Source organism: Nocardia salmonicida NBRC 13393 (assembly GCF_001613085.1).
GTDB lineage: Bacteria > Actinomycetota > Actinomycetes > Mycobacteriales > Mycobacteriaceae > Nocardia > Nocardia salmonicida.
Genome location: NZ_BDBR01000016.1, coordinates 86,973 through 101,937, shown reverse-complemented (window position 1 = coordinate 101,937; position 14,965 = coordinate 86,973). Strand labels below are relative to the sequence as shown.

The window sequence follows — 14,965 nt, the reverse complement described above, 5'->3', positions numbered from 1 at the left end:
CGACCCATTGCCCCCGTGATCCAAAAGGCGGTGCGACATGCGTCGCGTCCTCGTCCTCCTCGCCTCCCTCGCGACCTGCCTCGGGCTGTCGACTCTGCCCGCGTCCGCCACCCCCTCCTACTGCGGTCTCGCCTGGAGCTCACAGGACCAATCGACATCGAACTACTCGGGCGCCACCGTCGCCGACGTCCGCGCGGGCCGCCACGAGTGCTTCGACCGCCTGGTCATCGATCTGTCCGGGCCCACCGCCGGTTACCGCGTCGGTTACGTCGGCACGGTCACCCAGGACGGCTCCGGCGCCGCTGTCCCCCTCCGCGGTGGCGCGTTCTTGCAGATCGCCGTCCTGGCCCCCGCCTACGACAACGCGGGCAACAGCACCTACAACCCGCCGAGCCGCACCGAGCTCGTCGGCGTGAACGGCTACCCGACCTTCCGCCAAGCCGCGTTCGCCGGCTCCTTCGAAGGCCAGACCACCTTCGGCCTGGGTGTCCGCGCCCGCCTGCCCTTCCGCGTGAGCACCCTCGACGGCCCGGCCCGCGTAGTCGTGGACGTCGCCCACCACTGGTGACGGCTCGCGCGACATGCGAATCCTCACATCGGCAACAATGTGGGGATGAGCGGCGTTGAGCAGAACGTGACCGATCCCTATCTTTGGCTCGAGGACGTGACCGACGAGGGCGCGCTGGACTGGGCGCGCGCCCGCAACGAGGTGGTGGGGCGGCGGTTCGCGGCCACCGACCGATTCGCCGATATGGAGCGTCGCGTTCTGGCGATGCTCGACGACGACACCAAGATCGCCTACCCCGGCCGACGGGGGCCGTGGCTGTACAACTTCTGGCGTGACGCGCAGCATCAGCGCGGGCTGTGGCGGCGCACGACATTCGAGTCCTACGCCACCGACGAGCCCGAGTGGGACGTGCTGATCGACGTCGACGCGCTGGCCGAGGCGGACGGCGAGAACTGGGTGTGGGCGGGCGCGGCCGTGCTGCGTCCGTCGCAGGAACGCGCCATCATCCATCTGTCCCGCGGCGGCGCCGACGCCACCGTCGAACGCGAATTCGACCTGACCACCAGGCAATTCATCGCCCCCGAGGACGGCGGGTTCTACCTACCGGAGGCCAAGTCGCGAATCGGCTGGATCGACGCCGACACCGTCTACCTCGGCACCGATTTCGGACCCGGATCGCTCACCGACTCCGGCTACCCGCGCATCGCCAAGCGCTGGCGACGCGGCACCGCGTTGTCCACCGCCGAAACGGTGTACGAGGGCAAGCCGAGCGATGTCTCGATCGGCGCGGGCTACGACCGCCACCCCGGCTACGAGCGGCACTACCTGCATCGGTCGACGGACTTCTTCAACAGTGAGGTGTCGCTGCTGGAGGACGGCGCGTGGCGTCTGATCGAAACCCCCACCGACGCCGATGTCGATTGGTACCGCGACTGGCTGCTGGTGCGCTTGAAGACCGAGTGGACTCCGGCCCAGACCACCTATGCGCCCGGCAGTCTGCTGGTCACCGACCTGAACGACTTCCTCGCCGGTGGCAGAGAATTCGACGTCCTCTTCACACCGGATCCGCACACCTCACTGGAATCGTGGGGATGGACCGAGAACCACCTGATCCTGACCACCTTGCAGGACGTGCAGACCGGATTCCGCGTGCTCACCCCCGGCCCGGACGGCTGGGCCGCCAGTGCGCTCACCGATTCCCCCGCCATGTCGTCCACCTCGGTGGCCAACCTGGACCCGCTGGAGGGTGGCGACGAATTCATGCTCACCACCACCGGTTTCACCACCCCGACCACCCTGCTCAGCAGCGCGATCGGTGAAACCGCGGTGACCTTGAAGCAGGCGCCCGGCTACTTCGATGCCACCGGCATCGAGACCGAACAGTTCTTCGCCACCTCCGACGACGGAACCGCGGTGCCCTACTTCGTGATCCGCCATCGCGACCGGCGCGGGACACCGGGACCGACGATCATGAACGGGTACGGCGGCTTCGAAATCTCCAAGACCCCCGCCTATCTCGGCTCGGCGGGCATGAACTGGCTCGAACGTGGCGGCACCTACGTGATGACCAACATTCGCGGTGGCGGCGAGTACGGCCCCGAATGGCACACTGCGGCACTGAAAGAGCACCGCCACCGCGCGTTCGAGGACTTCGCCTCGGTCGCCCGCGACCTCGTGGCCCGCGGCATCACCACCCCCGACCGGCTCGGCGCGATCGGCGGCAGCAACGGCGGGTTGCTGATGGGCGTGATGCTCGCCCGCTACCCGGAACTGTTCGGCGCCATCGTCTGCCAGGTCCCGCTGCTGGACATGAAGCGCTATCACCTGCTGCTGGCCGGTGCGTCGTGGGTCGCCGAATACGGTGACCCGGACAAGCCGGAGGAATGGGCCTACCTCAGCGAGTACTCGCCGTATCAGAACACCGACCCCGGCAAGCAGTACCCACCGATCCTGCTCGCCACCTCCACTCGCGACGACCGGGTCCATCCCGGTCATGCGCGAAAGATGGCCGCGCTCCTGGAGTCGCAGGATCGCACCGTCTGGTACTACGAGAACATCGAGGGCGGTCACGGCGGCGCCGCCGACAACAAGCAGTCGGCCTACCTGTCCGCGCTGGTCTACGAGTTCTTCATCCAGATGCTGATCGAGGGCCGCCGCTCGGCCTGAGGGTCAGCGGTCGCGCAGCCACTTCTCCACCGTGTCGACGGTGGAGTCCGGATTGGTGATCCAGCCGTTGTGCCCCAGGGCCTCCGGCTGGAACCACCGGGTCACCTGCGTGCCGGGCAGCTTGCCGAGCAGGTGGTCGGCGGAGGTCTGCGGGGCCAGATCGTCACCGGCGATGGTGATCGACAGGACCGGAAACTTCAGCCGCGACATCCGCTCGTCGTAGTCGATATCGGCGCCGACGGGCACGAAGCGCCCGGTGCGGGCCAGCCTGGCCCAATCCGACATGAGAACTTTGGACTGTCTGCCGTACGCGCGCTTGCCGAGCAGGTCCCCCGGCCAGAACCCTGCCAGGTTCGACGCGACCGCCACCGCCGCGGTGCCCACCAGCACGCCCGGCCCGAAGACACCGCGATACCCACGGAAATACGGCGTCCCGGAAGCGACCAGGATCAAGCCGCCCAGCCTGCCGCGCACCCTGGCCGCGTACATCGACGCGAGCTGGCCGCCCATGCTGTGGCCGAGCAGGTACGGCGTGCTGGCCGGGAACCGGTTGCGCACCGCGGCCAGCATCGCCGGAAAGTCCACCGAGACCAGTTCGTGGTAGCCGTAGGTGCTTTCGGCGTCGGGACGACGCGTGCTCTCACTCTGACCACGCAGTTCGCCGATGGCGACATCGAATCCGCGGGCGGCCAGCCGGTGTCCGAAGTACTCGTAGAACTCCCCCGGCACCGCTAGGCCGGGCACGATCACCACGACCGCGCGTGGTGCGTCCGGGGTGACCGGATGCCGGTGGGCGCCGGTGGCCGGAATGAGCCGCACCGGCAGGGTGCTGCCGTCGGGTACCTGGATCTCGACGATCTCGACCCGGGCCATCAAGCCCCGACCGCGCCAAGGATCACCCGGCTCAGCACCTTGATCACCTCGTCGAGTGGAGGCCGCGGGTCGCTGCCGCTCCAGCCGTCGACGACATAGTTCACCGCGCCGATGACCGCGAGAACCCGCAGTTCGTAGTCGCCGGGCGGGATTTCGCCGTGCATGGCCGCGTCTTCGGCGGCACTGGCCAGCAGTGACCCCCACACGCGACGCAGTTCGAGACGGAACTTCTCGACCTTGGGGCCTGCCCCGACCACTTCGACCAGCGCCACCCGCGCCTTGCGGGGATCGGTGCCGATCGACTCGACGTAGGCCCGCACGGCCGCGTCGATCTGCTCGAGCACGGTCGCCTCGGCCTTGTCCTCGAGGGCGGAAGCCACCGCCTCGCGCGAATGTCGGTCGATCTGCTCGTACAGCTCCAGCAGCAGAGATTCGCGGCCGGTGAACTCCTCGTAGAACTGCCGAGACGATAGTCCCGCGTCCTTACAGATGGCGCCGACCGAACTGTTTGCGTACCCGTCGCGCGCGAAGACCGTAAGGCCTGACTCCAGAAAACGCGCACGCCGCTGGCGTTGCCGGTCCTCTACGGGTTGCCCGGCATACATTCGTCCCGTATTCGCATCCTGTGACATTGTCGCTGACAATACCGAAGGGCCTGATCCCCTCGTCATGGATCAGGCCCTTCGGCTGCCCAATCGGCCAACCGCGCGTTAGCCGAAAGTTGGCTACAGACGGCTCAGTTGCCCGAGCCCTGCACCGAACCGGTGCTCAGCGAGCTGGTGAGCAGGCCGAGCAGCAGGGTCAGGATGTTGCCGTCGCTGCTGTCATCCGTGATGTTGTAAAGCATGTGTCACTCCAAGTCGATGTTTTGTGACTTCGTTGTCACTGGCCATTTGCCATCTCGGACGATACCCAGACACAATGTGAAGCGAGGGTGTTTTAAAGGAATTTTCTAGAATTTTTTGTCACGGGGCACAAGACCAAGGAACTCGGGGCGCGCCCGGACCGGGCATGAGCCGATTCGCGAACGAGGCGTCGGCAGCACGAGACCGTGAATATCGGCATCGCCGAATCCGAGTGCGCGCAACCGTTCCCGTTCCGCGCGCGTCGATCCGTACCGTCGTTCCCTCGTCCAGCAGCCGCTGCTCGTCGTCGACGCGCCAGGGCAACCGCGATGTGAAACGTGAGTGTACCGATGCGTCGTTCTCGCATCCGTCGAACCGGGAAGTAACCGTCAGGGTGCGACAAATCATTGTCGGCAGCCGCTGGGCTCGGTACTCCTGTCCCCATGACGACTCTGCTACACCTCGATGCTTGCTCACGGGGCGAACTCAGCCGATCCCGCTCTACCGCAAACACTTTCATCGAAACCCTCGCGACGGAGGACACCGGATCGCGGGTCGACACGTTCGATCTGTTCGAGCCGGGCTTGCCCGACTTCGGCGCCGACTACTGAAGTGATGGAAACGGAGGTGGGCGCCGACGGGAAGAACAGTCGCAACAATCTGTGCCGGAGGGATTCTCGTCGCCAGGAAGCCCTACGTGACGCTGCCGATACTCGGCGACCCGGCCGCGGCGTGGGGTACCTGCCGGGACGCGGCGATCTGGACAACAACTGCTTTCGAGCTCGCCTACGGCGCAGGGTTTCTGATCACCGGCCCACTGTCGCACCGCAGGGGACGACGCCCGGTGACCGTCGGGGGCCTGGCAGTGACGGCCTTGTCCGCCCCTGTGGTGATATCGGCGCCGAGTCCGGGCGCGAGGATCGGCATACGGGCGACCTGGCGGTCGACGGCTTCGATATCGGACCTGGCGTTCCTCGGCGTGGGGGTGATCGCGCAGCTTGTCGAGGGCGCTTCCGGCCGGCAGGCCGTGTTCGTGGTGGACGCGGCGGGCTCGGCCTTCACCGCGTTCGTCGCGCTGCCGCGCGGCCCACGGTTGACGCCGCTCCACGTCAGCGGTCTTCCCGCGCTCGGGTCCATCGTCGGGATCTACACCGGCGTACTGCTCGCGCCGCCCGGCGGCGTCGTCGGCCGGAGCGCCCCGCGGTCGACGGGCGGGTTGCTGCCCGGTAAGCCGGGCCACGTGACTTCTGTCGAAACATATTCGGGCGCAATCATTTTGACCAGCGTTCGGCGCAGCCTGCAAGAAATCCGACCATGGGCGGAGGTCGACCGAGGTCACGGTGCCTATGCTGAGCGTGACAGCCCGTCACGCATACCCCGGAGGCACCGTTGCCGAACACTCTCGAAGCCAGCATCGACATCGCCGCATCGCCGGAAAAGGTCTGGTCGGTGCTCGCGGACCTGCGCCGCATGCCCGAACTCAGCCCCACGACGCTGAAGATGGTCGCGGTCGGTGGCGTTCGCGACGGCGCGTTCACCGTCAACATCAACAAGGTCGGCTGGAAGGTCTACCCGACCACCTCGCGCATCGTGCGCTTCGAACCCAACAAGGCGCTGGCGTTCCGGATGAACGAGAACCGCACGGTCTGGGCCTACGAGCTCGAGCCGACCGCCACCGGCACCCGCGTCGTCGAGACGCGCACCGTCGACGCCAAGGGTCTGCCCGGCTGGTTGCGGGGAACGATCAAGGTCGCCATGGGCGGCGAGGAGAAGTTCGAGGCCGATCTGGTCTCGGGTATGCGGGAGACGCTGAGCAAGGTGAAGGTCGCCGCCGAGCGCTGACCTCGAATATCGCGTGAGCCCGCCGGAATCATCCGGCGGGCTCTTTTTTATGCCAGGTTGTCGCGGATCTCGTCGAGCGCCTGCGCGCCGCGGGTGAGCAGCTCCTGCACCGCGGCCAGTTCGGTCGCGGTGAATCGCTCGGCCAAGGCGCGCTCCACCGCGATCGCGCGGACGTCGGCGTCGTTCATCACCGCCCGCCCCTCCTCGGTGAGGCGGGTTTCCAGCACGTTCTTGTGCCACTCGTGCGGGGTCCGGTCCACCAGGCCGCGCTCCTGGAGGTTGGTCAGGACAGTGTTCATGGTCGGTGGGGTGACGCCGGCCAGCCGGGCAAGGGCCGCGGCCGAGATACCAGGGTTCTCCGCGAGGTGCAGTAGCGCGCTGTACTGCGCGACGGTCAGCCCGGCGGGTTTGAGCGCGGCCGTCTTCGTCGCGATCAGGGCTTGCTCGGCGCGCTTGATATACGTGCCGAGCCTCTCGGCGGCGGACATGGACGTCATGCGTTGCATGGTATCCGCCCATCACTTCGTAAATCTCTTGACGATCATAACGACCTTAATCTAAGTTACTGCCTATCGCTTGATGCTTGGCGTTACATCACTGAGAGGCTTCATCATGTTGAGAACTGTCGCCGCCGCCGCCGCTTGCCTGACTCTGGCCGCCTGCGGGACCTCGCCCGACACACCCACGCTGAGCACCGCTTACGAACTGCCCGGCAATGCCGTGTACCCGGAGGGCATCGGCGTGGACGCGCGCAACGGTGACACCTACGTCGGGTCGTTCGCCGACGGCGCGGTGTATCGGGCTGCCGCCGACGCTGCGCGCGCCGAGGTGTTCCTGCCCGCGGGCGCCGACGGCAGGAAGACGGCGAACGGCGTGAAGGTCGATCGAAGCGGTCGACTGTGGGTGATCGATTCGGGTGTGGGCGTGAGTGTGTACGACACCGGATCACGAGCGCTGCTCGCGCGCTTCGCAGTGCCCGGTGACGCACCGCGTTTCGTCAACGACCTGGATTTCGGCGCGGACGGGTCGGCCTATCTGACCGACAGCATGCGAAATGTGGTCTACAAGGCGGTAATCGGCGGCGGGGGTGAACTGACAGTCGCCTACGACCTGACCACCGCGCTCGGGCCGCGCGACCCGAAGGTGTTCGAGCTCAACGGCATTGTCGCCGACCCGGCCGGCAAGTTTCTGATCGTCGTCGCCATGTCAGCGGCCGAGCTGTACCGCATCGACCTCACCGGCGGCGCGGATCCGATCCGAAAGGTAGCGCTGACCGGTGGCGACGCACGCCACGGCGACGGGCTGGACCTGCGCGACAACACGCTGTGGATAGTCCACAATCTCGACAACACCATCAGCCGCTGGGCCCTCGCCGACAACGGCGCCACCGCTACCCGCACCGGCGAATTCCACGATCCCGCGCTGAATGTTCCTACGACGATGGTGCATTCGGGCGAGCGGGCACTGATCGTGTCGTCGCAGTTCGACAAGGGCGGGCCGCTGGGTCAGACGGGCACGCCGGGGACATTCGTGGTTTCGGCGGTCAACGGGTTCTAGCGATGAATTCACCGAGGACGGAGACGAATTCGTCCGGTTGCTCGACTTGCGGGGAGTGGCCCGCGTGTTCGACGAGGTGGGTGTCGGCGCCCGCGGCGGCGAAGCGGGCGAGGGTTTCGGCGCTGTCGTAGAGGTGGTCGTGGCGGCCGTGGATGGCGAGGACGGGCTGGTCGAGCGCCCGCACGCGGGTATCGAGGGGTTTCTCGGCGAAGTCGTCGGCTCGGGCACCCACCGCGTAGGCGAGGCCAGTGGGGAGGGTGGCGCGGAAGTCGCGCACCAGCGCCTCGGCCAGCCCGGGCGCCGAGTCGTAGCGGAAGCGGGGAGCGAAGGCCGACCGGCTCGCCAGGCGGATCACCGGCCCCGGTGTCCACCGCTGCGCCAGGCGCACAGCCCACGGGCGGACAACCCATTTCGCGGCCGTCGGGATCCTGGCGGCCTGGTAGTCAGGGGCCTGGCCGACGACCACCACGCGGGCAACGCGGTGGGAGACGGCGGCGAGTTCCAAGGCGATCTCGGCGCCGAACGAATGGCCGACCGCTGTCACGTCGGTGAGGCCCAGATCGTCCATGAGGGTGATGAGTGGAGCCACGCGGGCCGCGGCGCTGAAGTCGCCGTCGGCGCCGAGCTCGTGCATATCGACTCGGATCACGCGAAAGGCGGCGGTCATCCGCTCGGCGGCGGCAGCGAACCAGTCGACCGAGCCCGGGATGCCGTGGATGAACACGATCGCCGGCGCGGTGGGTTCGCCCTCGTCCAGAAACAACACGTCAACCACCCTAATCGGCACAGTCACGGAGCGTTCCCAGCATTTCGGGCGCGTGGCGGTGACGTTGCCGGGCAACGGTTTCGCGGATTCGGTATCGAGGACAACCGCGGCGGGGTTCTTCGTCGCTTTCGCCATCGGGTGAGCCATTCCGCCCGGTCGTGGCCAGAATTTCCGATCCATACCGGTGGCAATATTCCGCCCGGTCGCATACGCTTCGCCGCGGATGAAAACGCCTCTTGGAGGGACGAGTGATCACTCCGAACAGGCCGGAGGACGTAGCCGATACTCGGCATGCGGTGCCGTTGACCCAACTGATACACCTGATGGCGGAGTATCAGCACCTGGGCGCGCACCGTGACACCTTTCTCGCCACCCCCGCCGACGACACCTTCGTGCGCGGCTGCGGCATCGTGGCGGGCTGCATCGCCACCATCGGCGTCATCGTCGCGGCCGTCGGCGGATGGCAAGGTGGTGTCTCCCTGCTCGTGATCGCCGCCGCGCCCGTGCTGCTCGCGCTGCGCCGCGGCGTGATCAACCGGCAGAACCGCGCCGCCCGCATCGATCTGTTCGACCACGGCGTCACCGTCTACCGCTCTGGTCAACGCGTGGCCGGATTCCGGTGGGACAGCACCGAAGTGCGTCAGCAGGCCATCCCCTTCCACGACACCACCCCCGTCACCTACCTGCTGGAACTGTCGGGCCCCGGCGGCGTCGAAGCCACCATCGACGAAGAGGGTTTCGCCCGCGCCCGCGAATGGGCCCGCGCCATCCAATCCGCCGTCACCGCAACCCAACTCCCCGCCGCGGTAGCCGCCATCGACAACGGCGAAACCGTCCCCTTCGGCGAACTCTCCCTCTCCCTGGATGCCCTCACCTTCCGCGAAGAAGCCCTGTCCTGGGAAGACATCCAACTCATCGACGCCCGCAGCGGCCACATCCGCATCAAACTCTCCGGCATATGGATGTCCCTGGCCCCCGTCAGCACCATCCCCAACTTCTACATCTTCAACGAGCTGGCCGAGCGCCTGCGCCTCACACCAGTCGGCTGACCCGGTAGCTCACCGCAACACCACCCAGGGCCTCGATATAGCGGCGAGAGTTCGCAATTCACTGACGGTGATCGCCGCACGGTCGTACAGCGCGACTCACTGCCACGAGATGTTCAGCGCCTGCTTCGACTTCGGCCCTATCCTGCGCATCGGAAAGAACTCCGTGAGGAAGCTGTCGCGGTCGTAGGAATGAGTGTTGCTCACTGCGCTTGCGGACTCATCACCGAGCAACGAAATGACGAAGGCCGGTCCACCGAATGGTGGACCGGCCTTCGTGGCTTGCGGGGAACTTACTGATCAGGAGATCAGAAGTCCATGCCGCCCATGCCGCCGGTGGGGTCGCCGCCTGCGGGGGCGGACTTCTCCGGCTTGTCGGCGACTACTGCCTCGGTGGTGAGGAAGAGCGCGGCGATGGAGGCCGCGTTCTGCAGGGCCGAGCGGGTGACCTTGACCGGGTCGGCAACGCCGGCGGCCAGCAGGTTCTCGTAGACACCGGTGTCGGCGTTCAGGCCTTCGCCCTCGGGGAGGTTGGAGACCTTCTCGGCCACGACGCCGGGCTCGAGGCCCGCGTTGAAGGCGATCTGCTTGAGCGGGGCCGACAGCGCGACGCGCACGATGTTGACACCGGTCGCCTCGTCAGCGGTCAGACCGCTGAAGCCGTCGAGCGCGGGGGCGGCCTGCAGCAGCGCGACGCCACCACCGGCAACGATGCCCTCTTCGACGGCAGCCTTGGCGTTGCGCACGGCATCTTCGATGCGGTGCTTGCGCTCCTTGAGCTCGACCTCGGTAGCGGCACCGGCCTTGATCACCGCAACGCCGCCGGCCAGCTTGGCCAGACGTTCCTGCAGCTTCTCACGGTCGTAGTCCGAATCCGAGGACTCGATCTCGGCGCGGATCTGCGCCACGCGGCCCTTGATGGCCTCCGCGTCGCCCGCACCCTCGACGATGGTGGTCTCGTCCTTGGTGATGACGACCTTGCGCGCGGTGCCGAGCAGCTCGATGCCGGCGGTCTCCAGGGAGAGGCCGACCTCTTCGCTGATGACCTCGCCACCGGTGAGGATGGCGATATCGGCCAGCTGGGCCTTGCGACGGTCACCGAAGCCCGGCGCCTTGACGGCGACAGACTTGAAGGTGCCACGGATCTTGTTCACGACCAGGGTCGACAGGGCTTCACCCTCGACGTCCTCGGCGATGATCAGCAGCGGCTTGCCGGCCTGGATGACCTTCTCCAGCAGCGGCAGCAGGTCCTTCACGGTCGAGATCTTCGACGACACGAGCAGGATGTACGGATCCTCGAGGACCGCTTCCTGACGCTCGGGGTCGGTCACGAAGTAACCGGAGATGTAGCCCTTGTCGAAGCGCATGCCCTCGGTGAGCTCCAGCTGGAGCCCGAAGGTGTTGCTCTCCTCGACGGTGATGACACCTTCCTTGCCGACCTTGTCCATCGCCTCGGCGATGAGCTGGCCGATGGCAGGGTCGCCCGCGGAGATACCAGCGGTAGCAGCGATCTGCTCCTTGGTGTCGATCTCCTTGGCGGTGTCGAGCAGCTTGGCGGTGACGGCCTCGACGGCCTTCTCGATGCCACGCTTCAGGCCGAGCGGGTTCGCGCCGGCCGCGACGTTGCGCAGACCTTCACGTACGAGCGCCTGGGCGAGCACGGTGGCGGTGGTCGTACCGTCGCCCGCGACGTCGTCCGTCTTCTTGGCGACTTCCTTGACCAGCTCGGCGCCGATCTTCTCGTACGGGTCCTCGAGGTCGATCTCCTTGGCGATGGAAACACCATCGTTGGTGATCGTGGGGGCGCCCCACTTCTTCTCGAGCACGACGTTGCGACCCTTCGGGCCCAGCGTCACCTTGACAGCGTCGGCGAGGGCGTTCAGACCCCGCTCGAGACCGCGACGGGCCTCTTCGTCGTACGCAATTGTCTTGGCCATTGCGTTGAGATCCTCCACATGTCTATGGCTGACACACGAGACGACCACAGGTTGGATCGCCCCAAAGTACGCTGGCCAGGAGGTGCCCGCGACGGACGACCGAGGGTGTCGATGGAACCCGATCTCACCGTCCCGACCTGGCACTCAACAGTGACGAGTGCCAAGCCATTTTTAGCACTCAGGTGGTGAGAGTGCAAGGTCGCGCCCGACGCGCGGGACATACCGGGCGCGACCGCCTCTCAGGCCTCGTCCTGCATCGAAGCCAGGAACTGATTCAGCAGCTCGACGAGTTCGGCCTCGACGACGGCCTTGTCAAGGCCCAGACCGCTGAGTACGCCCGTGCCGTTCTCCTGTTCCAGCAGAGCCAGCAGGATGTGCTCGGTGCCGATGTAATTGTGGCCGAGCCGCAGCGCCTCGCGAAAGGTGAGCTCGAGTACCTTCTTCGTGTCGCCGTCGAACGGGATGAGAGCGGGCACGTCACCGTCGGCGGCGGGCAACGAGGCGGTCGCGGCATCGCGCACCGCGTCCAGCGTGACGCCCCTGGCGACGATCTCCTTGGCGGCCAGACCTTCCGACTGACCGATCAGTCCGAGAATCAGGTGCCCGAGGGCGATCTGACTACTCTCCGAGGCGCGGGCCGCCTCCTGGGAGCCGACGACCACCTGCCGGGCCCGGTCGGTGAACTTGGCGAAACCGGCCTGCGGATCCATCGCGGCCGTGTCGCTCGGCCCCTTCGGCACGAACCGTTTCTGGACGGCCTGCTTGCTGACGCCCATGCTGGCGCCGATATCGGTCCAGGAGGCGCCGGAGCGGCGCGCCTGGTCGACGAAGTGGCCGATCAGGTGATCAGCGGTCTCGCCGAGGTGATTGGCGGCGACCACGGCGTCGGAGAGTTGGTCGAGGACATTGTCGGGGCGGGCCTTTTTGATGCCGTCGATGAGGTCGTCGAGGCGGAAGTTCGGAGTGCTCATGCGTCAACTGTAGGTTGACGATGTGCAGGCGTCAACGTTTGGTTGACGGTAAATTCCTGGCAAAGTGGCGTCATGGGGAGAATCCGGCGCTGGGCGCCGCGTATGGCGGGGATAGTCGTGACGGTGGCGTGCCTGATCGGCGCTGGACAGCTGCTGTGGCCACAGCCGGGTTTGGACGAACAGCCGGGGTCGACGGCGCGGCAGTTGGCCTTCGTGCGTGGCGCGCTCGACGAAGGATCGGATACGGCTGCGCAAGAACTGTTTCCGGAGGGGTACGTCTTTTCGAACGTGCTCTACGGTCTGGCCTGGGTGCAGGCCGCGCACACCGATTCAGGGCTGCGAGACGACGCGCTACGCGAATCGCGATGGGCGCTGGCGCGATTGGAGTCCGATGAGGGTCGAGCGGTCTTCAGCCCTCGGTTGCAGCCCACGTACGGGGTATTCTGGGCGGGCTGGACCAACTGGTTGCGCGGGGCGATCTTGTCGCTGAATAGCTCCGATACCGCTGCGGTGCAGCAGTTTTCCACCCGAAGCGCCGAGATCGCACAGGCGTTCTCGGCGGCCGACACGCCGTTCCTCCAGGCCTATCAGGGCCAGGCATGGCCCGTCGACTCGACAGTCGCGATGGCGTCACTTCGCCTGCACGACAAACTGTTCGGCGCGCAATACACCCCGGTGATCGATCGCTGGCTCGAGCAGGCGAAGACCCGACTCGACCCCGCGACCGGTCTCCTACCGCATCAGGTCTCACCGACCGACGGATCGATGACGACCGGTGCGCGGGCGACCTCGCAGACAGTGATCCTCCGGTTCCTGCCCGAGATCGATCCAGCGTTCGCGAGGAACCAGTACACGCGGTATCGCGAGCAGTTCCTCGCTCACCCAGGAGGTTTCGGTCCCGCCGTTCGCGAGTACCCGAAGGGGGTCGACGGGAGCGGTGATGTCGACTCCGGCCCGTTGGTCGCCGGGATCAGCCTGTCCGCCACCGTCGTCGCCGTCGGAGCGGCGAGGGTGAACGGTGACCGGGCGTTGGCTGCCGCGATCGGATCAGAGGGCGAGCTGATCGGGTTGCCGATCGATCTGCCGTGGTCCAAGCGCTATGCGTTCGGGCTGTTGCCGATCGGCGACGCCTTCGTGGTGTGGTCCTCCACAGCACGGCTACTGACGGCGGCCCCGATAACGGTCGAGCACGATGTGCGCTGGTGGTGGCGGCTGCCGTGGCTGGGCGTGCTCGGCCTGATCACCATCGCGCCCTGGGCATGGACCTCGGCCCGCCTCGTCAGAGGTCGGGCCGAGCGCCACGCGACCGGACTCACCGCAACCCCACGGTGAAGGCGGTCCCCCGCACGATCAGCTCCTTCATCACCACACCGATCCGACCGGTGAACACCCTGTCCGTCGGGGTGTCATCGGCCTTCACGAGCTGCAGCACCGCGTCGTGACGGCCGAGGCTGATGCACTGCGCGACGTAGCGCCCCTCCATCGGCTGCGGTTCGCGACCGCGCGCCCGCGCCGTGATCGCCCCGACCACGTACTGACCGGCGGGAATCGCTGTCGCACAAGCCATCCGCAGCGGACGACCGTCCACCCCGGCCATCAGCGCGGAATCGCCGACGGCGTAGATGTCGGGGTGCGACACCGAGCGCAACGTCTCGTCGGTGCGGATGCGACCGTCGGCGGCGACCTCCAGGCCCGCACGACGAGCCAGGTCGGGAACGGTGAAACCGGTGGTCCACACGGTGGTGGCGGCGGGCACCAGGGTGTCGTCGGCGAGCCGGACCGCATCGGGCAGCACCTCGACAACCTTGACGCCGGAACGGATTTCGACGCCGAGACGGGTGAGCGCGGCACGGATCGCCTGGTGTGCGCGCGGCGAGAGCCAGGCGCCGGGGTCTTCGGAACCGAGCAGGCTGATCCGCGAATCCGGATGCGATTCAGCGAGTTCGGTGGCCAGTTCGATGCCGGTCGGGCCCGATCCGACGATGACGATCTGACCCGACAGCTCCGTCACGTCTTCGGCGGTGGCGACGAACTTCGCGTGCTCGGCGGCACCGGACACGGCGTTGCGGTCGGCCTGGCTGCCGAGCGCGTAGACGAGGGTGTCGTAGTGCAGCGTCCACTCACCGTCGACGGCGATGACTTTGCGCTCCGGGTCCAGGTCGGTGACCCGTGCCTGAAGGAACTCGATGCCCTTGCGTCCCAGCGACTTCCGCAGGTCGAGGCGCTTCACCGGCTGGCCCGCGGCGGCCTGGTGCAGACGCACCCGCTGCACGAATTCGGCGCGGGCGTCCACGACGGTGATCTGGGTGTCGCGAGTCTTCTTCGCGAGGGCGCGGGCCGCGGTGAGTCCCGCGTACCCGGCGCCGAGGACGACGATCCGATGCTGACCGGTCATGGTGTGGCTCCTTCTCTCGAAATGCCTACACACACCAGACTGATCAGCCGCCGAGTTCC

General features: G+C 67.0%; 15 protein-coding genes. 7 read left to right on the top strand and 8 right to left on the bottom strand.

The features are described 5' to 3' along the window. The first annotated feature begins 37 nt into the window (after positions 1 to 37). Both NS1_RS18380 and NS1_RS18375 read left to right on the top strand, forming a co-directional pair. Positions 38 to 568 carry an AMIN-like domain-containing (lipo)protein gene (locus tag NS1_RS18380; protein ID WP_062986254.1) on the top strand — a complete coding sequence of 177 codons (531 nt, stop codon included), beginning with the start codon at positions 38 to 40 and terminating at the stop codon, positions 566 to 568. A gap of 45 nt (positions 569 to 613) precedes the next feature. Then, positions 614 to 2,674, top strand: a complete 2,061-nt coding sequence (locus NS1_RS18375; protein WP_062986252.1) for a prolyl oligopeptidase family serine peptidase — start codon at positions 614 to 616, stop codon at positions 2,672 to 2,674. Between the two features lie 3 nt (positions 2,675 to 2,677). On the opposite strand, the gene NS1_RS18370 is transcribed toward NS1_RS18375, so the two are convergent. Both NS1_RS18370 and NS1_RS18365 read right to left on the bottom strand, forming a co-directional pair. Further along, positions 2,678 to 3,547 (bottom strand): alpha/beta hydrolase family protein, encoded by an 870-nt coding sequence (locus NS1_RS18370; RefSeq protein ID WP_056814750.1) that lies wholly within the window; start codon positions 3,545 to 3,547, stop codon positions 2,678 to 2,680. Continuing rightward, positions 3,547 to 4,179 carry a TetR/AcrR family transcriptional regulator gene (locus NS1_RS18365; protein ID WP_255284587.1) on the bottom strand — a complete coding sequence of 211 codons (633 nt, stop codon included), beginning with the start codon at positions 4,177 to 4,179 and terminating at the stop codon, positions 3,547 to 3,549. The genes NS1_RS18370 and NS1_RS18365 overlap by 1 nt, the downstream gene beginning before the upstream one ends. 656 nt (positions 4,180 to 4,835) lie before the next feature. Here NS1_RS18365 and NS1_RS40105 point away from each other — a divergent pair. Then, complete coding sequence (locus tag NS1_RS40105; RefSeq protein ID WP_157125293.1) at positions 4,836 to 5,003, top strand: NADPH-dependent FMN reductase family protein; 168 nt, start codon at positions 4,836 to 4,838, stop codon at positions 5,001 to 5,003. A 175-nt stretch (positions 5,004 to 5,178) separates the two neighbouring features. On the opposite strand, the gene NS1_RS18360 is transcribed toward NS1_RS40105, so the two are convergent. After that, positions 5,179 to 5,529, bottom strand: coding sequence for a hypothetical protein (locus tag NS1_RS18360; RefSeq protein WP_062986248.1), 351 nt, complete (start codon positions 5,527 to 5,529; stop codon positions 5,179 to 5,181). A 252-nt stretch (positions 5,530 to 5,781) separates the two neighbouring features. On the opposite strand from NS1_RS18360, the gene NS1_RS18355 reads away from it, so the two are divergent. Continuing rightward, on the top strand, positions 5,782 to 6,234 hold the full coding sequence (locus tag NS1_RS18355) for an SRPBCC family protein (protein WP_062986246.1): 453 nt from the start codon (positions 5,782 to 5,784) through the stop codon (positions 6,232 to 6,234). 47 nt (positions 6,235 to 6,281) lie between these two features. Here NS1_RS18355 and NS1_RS18350 read toward each other — a convergent pair whose 3' ends face one another. Then, complete coding sequence (locus NS1_RS18350; protein ID WP_255284586.1) at positions 6,282 to 6,731, bottom strand: MarR family winged helix-turn-helix transcriptional regulator; 450 nt, start codon at positions 6,729 to 6,731, stop codon at positions 6,282 to 6,284. Between the two features lie 115 nt (positions 6,732 to 6,846). Between NS1_RS18350 and NS1_RS18345 the strand changes: the two genes are divergently transcribed. Continuing rightward, on the top strand, positions 6,847 to 7,791 hold the full coding sequence (locus NS1_RS18345; RefSeq protein WP_062986244.1) for an SMP-30/gluconolactonase/LRE family protein: 945 nt from the start codon (positions 6,847 to 6,849) through the stop codon (positions 7,789 to 7,791). Here the strand turns inward: NS1_RS18345 and NS1_RS18340 are convergent. Then, entirely contained in the window at positions 7,778 to 8,692 is a 915-nt protein-coding gene (locus NS1_RS18340; protein WP_169812796.1) for an alpha/beta fold hydrolase, read from the bottom strand. The two genes, NS1_RS18345 and NS1_RS18340, sit on opposite strands and share 14 nt — an antisense overlap. A gap of 113 nt (positions 8,693 to 8,805) precedes the next feature. Here NS1_RS18340 and NS1_RS18335 point away from each other — a divergent pair, with 113 nt between their 5' ends. Then, entirely contained in the window at positions 8,806 to 9,606 is an 801-nt protein-coding gene (locus NS1_RS18335; protein ID WP_255284585.1) for a DUF6585 family protein, read from the top strand. Positions 9,607 to 9,911: 305 nt separating this feature from the next. Here NS1_RS18335 and groL read toward each other — a convergent pair whose 3' ends face one another. Both groL and NS1_RS18325 read right to left on the bottom strand, forming a co-directional pair. Next, positions 9,912 to 11,540, bottom strand: coding sequence for a chaperonin GroEL (gene groL, locus NS1_RS18330; RefSeq protein WP_056816261.1), 1,629 nt, complete (start codon positions 11,538 to 11,540; stop codon positions 9,912 to 9,914). Positions 11,541 to 11,779: 239 nt separating this feature from the next. After that, positions 11,780 to 12,511: a Clp protease N-terminal domain-containing protein gene (locus NS1_RS18325; protein ID WP_062986241.1), complete on the bottom strand. Its 732-nt coding sequence runs from the start codon at positions 12,509 to 12,511 to the stop codon at positions 11,780 to 11,782. A gap of 72 nt (positions 12,512 to 12,583) precedes the next feature. Between NS1_RS18325 and NS1_RS18320 the strand changes: the two genes are divergently transcribed. Continuing rightward, positions 12,584 to 13,843 (top strand): hypothetical protein, encoded by a 1,260-nt coding sequence (locus tag NS1_RS18320; protein ID WP_063816186.1) that lies wholly within the window; start codon positions 12,584 to 12,586, stop codon positions 13,841 to 13,843. Here NS1_RS18320 and NS1_RS18315 read toward each other — a convergent pair. After that, a complete protein-coding gene (locus tag NS1_RS18315; protein ID WP_062986237.1) occupies positions 13,824 to 14,906 on the bottom strand; it encodes an NAD(P)/FAD-dependent oxidoreductase in 1,083 nt (360 codons plus the stop codon). The genes NS1_RS18320 and NS1_RS18315 overlap by 20 nt on opposite strands. Positions 14,907 to 14,965: the final 59 nt, after the last annotated feature.

Bases quoted from the DNA above. Each gene is read 5' to 3' on its own strand.
- NS1_RS18380 (WP_062986254.1), top strand. From the start codon at position 38: ATGCGTCGCGTCCTCGTCCTCCTCGCCTCCCTCGCGACCTGCCTCGGG.
- NS1_RS18375 (WP_062986252.1), top strand. From the start codon at position 614: ATGAGCGGCGTTGAGCAGAACGTGACCGATCCCTATCTTTGGCTCGAG.
- NS1_RS18370 (WP_056814750.1), bottom strand. From the start codon at position 3,547: ATGGCCCGGGTCGAGATCGTCGAGATCCAGGTACCCGACGGCAGCACC.
- NS1_RS18365 (WP_255284587.1), bottom strand. From the start codon at position 4,179: ATGTCACAGGATGCGAATACGGGACGAATGTATGCCGGGCAACCCGTA.
- NS1_RS40105 (WP_157125293.1), top strand. From the start codon at position 4,836: ATGACGACTCTGCTACACCTCGATGCTTGCTCACGGGGCGAACTCAGC.
- NS1_RS18360 (WP_062986248.1), bottom strand. From the start codon at position 5,529: ATGGACCCGAGCGCGGGAAGACCGCTGACGTGGAGCGGCGTCAACCGT.
- NS1_RS18350 (WP_255284586.1), bottom strand. From the start codon at position 6,731: ATGACGTCCATGTCCGCCGCCGAGAGGCTCGGCACGTATATCAAGCGC.
- NS1_RS18345 (WP_062986244.1), top strand. From the start codon at position 6,847: ATGTTGAGAACTGTCGCCGCCGCCGCCGCTTGCCTGACTCTGGCCGCC.
- NS1_RS18340 (WP_169812796.1), bottom strand. From the start codon at position 8,692: ATGGCGAAAGCGACGAAGAACCCCGCCGCGGTTGTCCTCGATACCGAA.
- groL (WP_056816261.1), bottom strand. From the start codon at position 11,540: ATGGCCAAGACAATTGCGTACGACGAAGAGGCCCGTCGCGGTCTCGAG.
- NS1_RS18325 (WP_062986241.1), bottom strand. From the start codon at position 12,511: ATGAGCACTCCGAACTTCCGCCTCGACGACCTCATCGACGGCATCAAA.
- NS1_RS18320 (WP_063816186.1), top strand. From the start codon at position 12,584: ATGGGGAGAATCCGGCGCTGGGCGCCGCGTATGGCGGGGATAGTCGTG.
- NS1_RS18315 (WP_062986237.1), bottom strand. From the start codon at position 14,906: ATGACCGGTCAGCATCGGATCGTCGTCCTCGGCGCCGGGTACGCGGGA.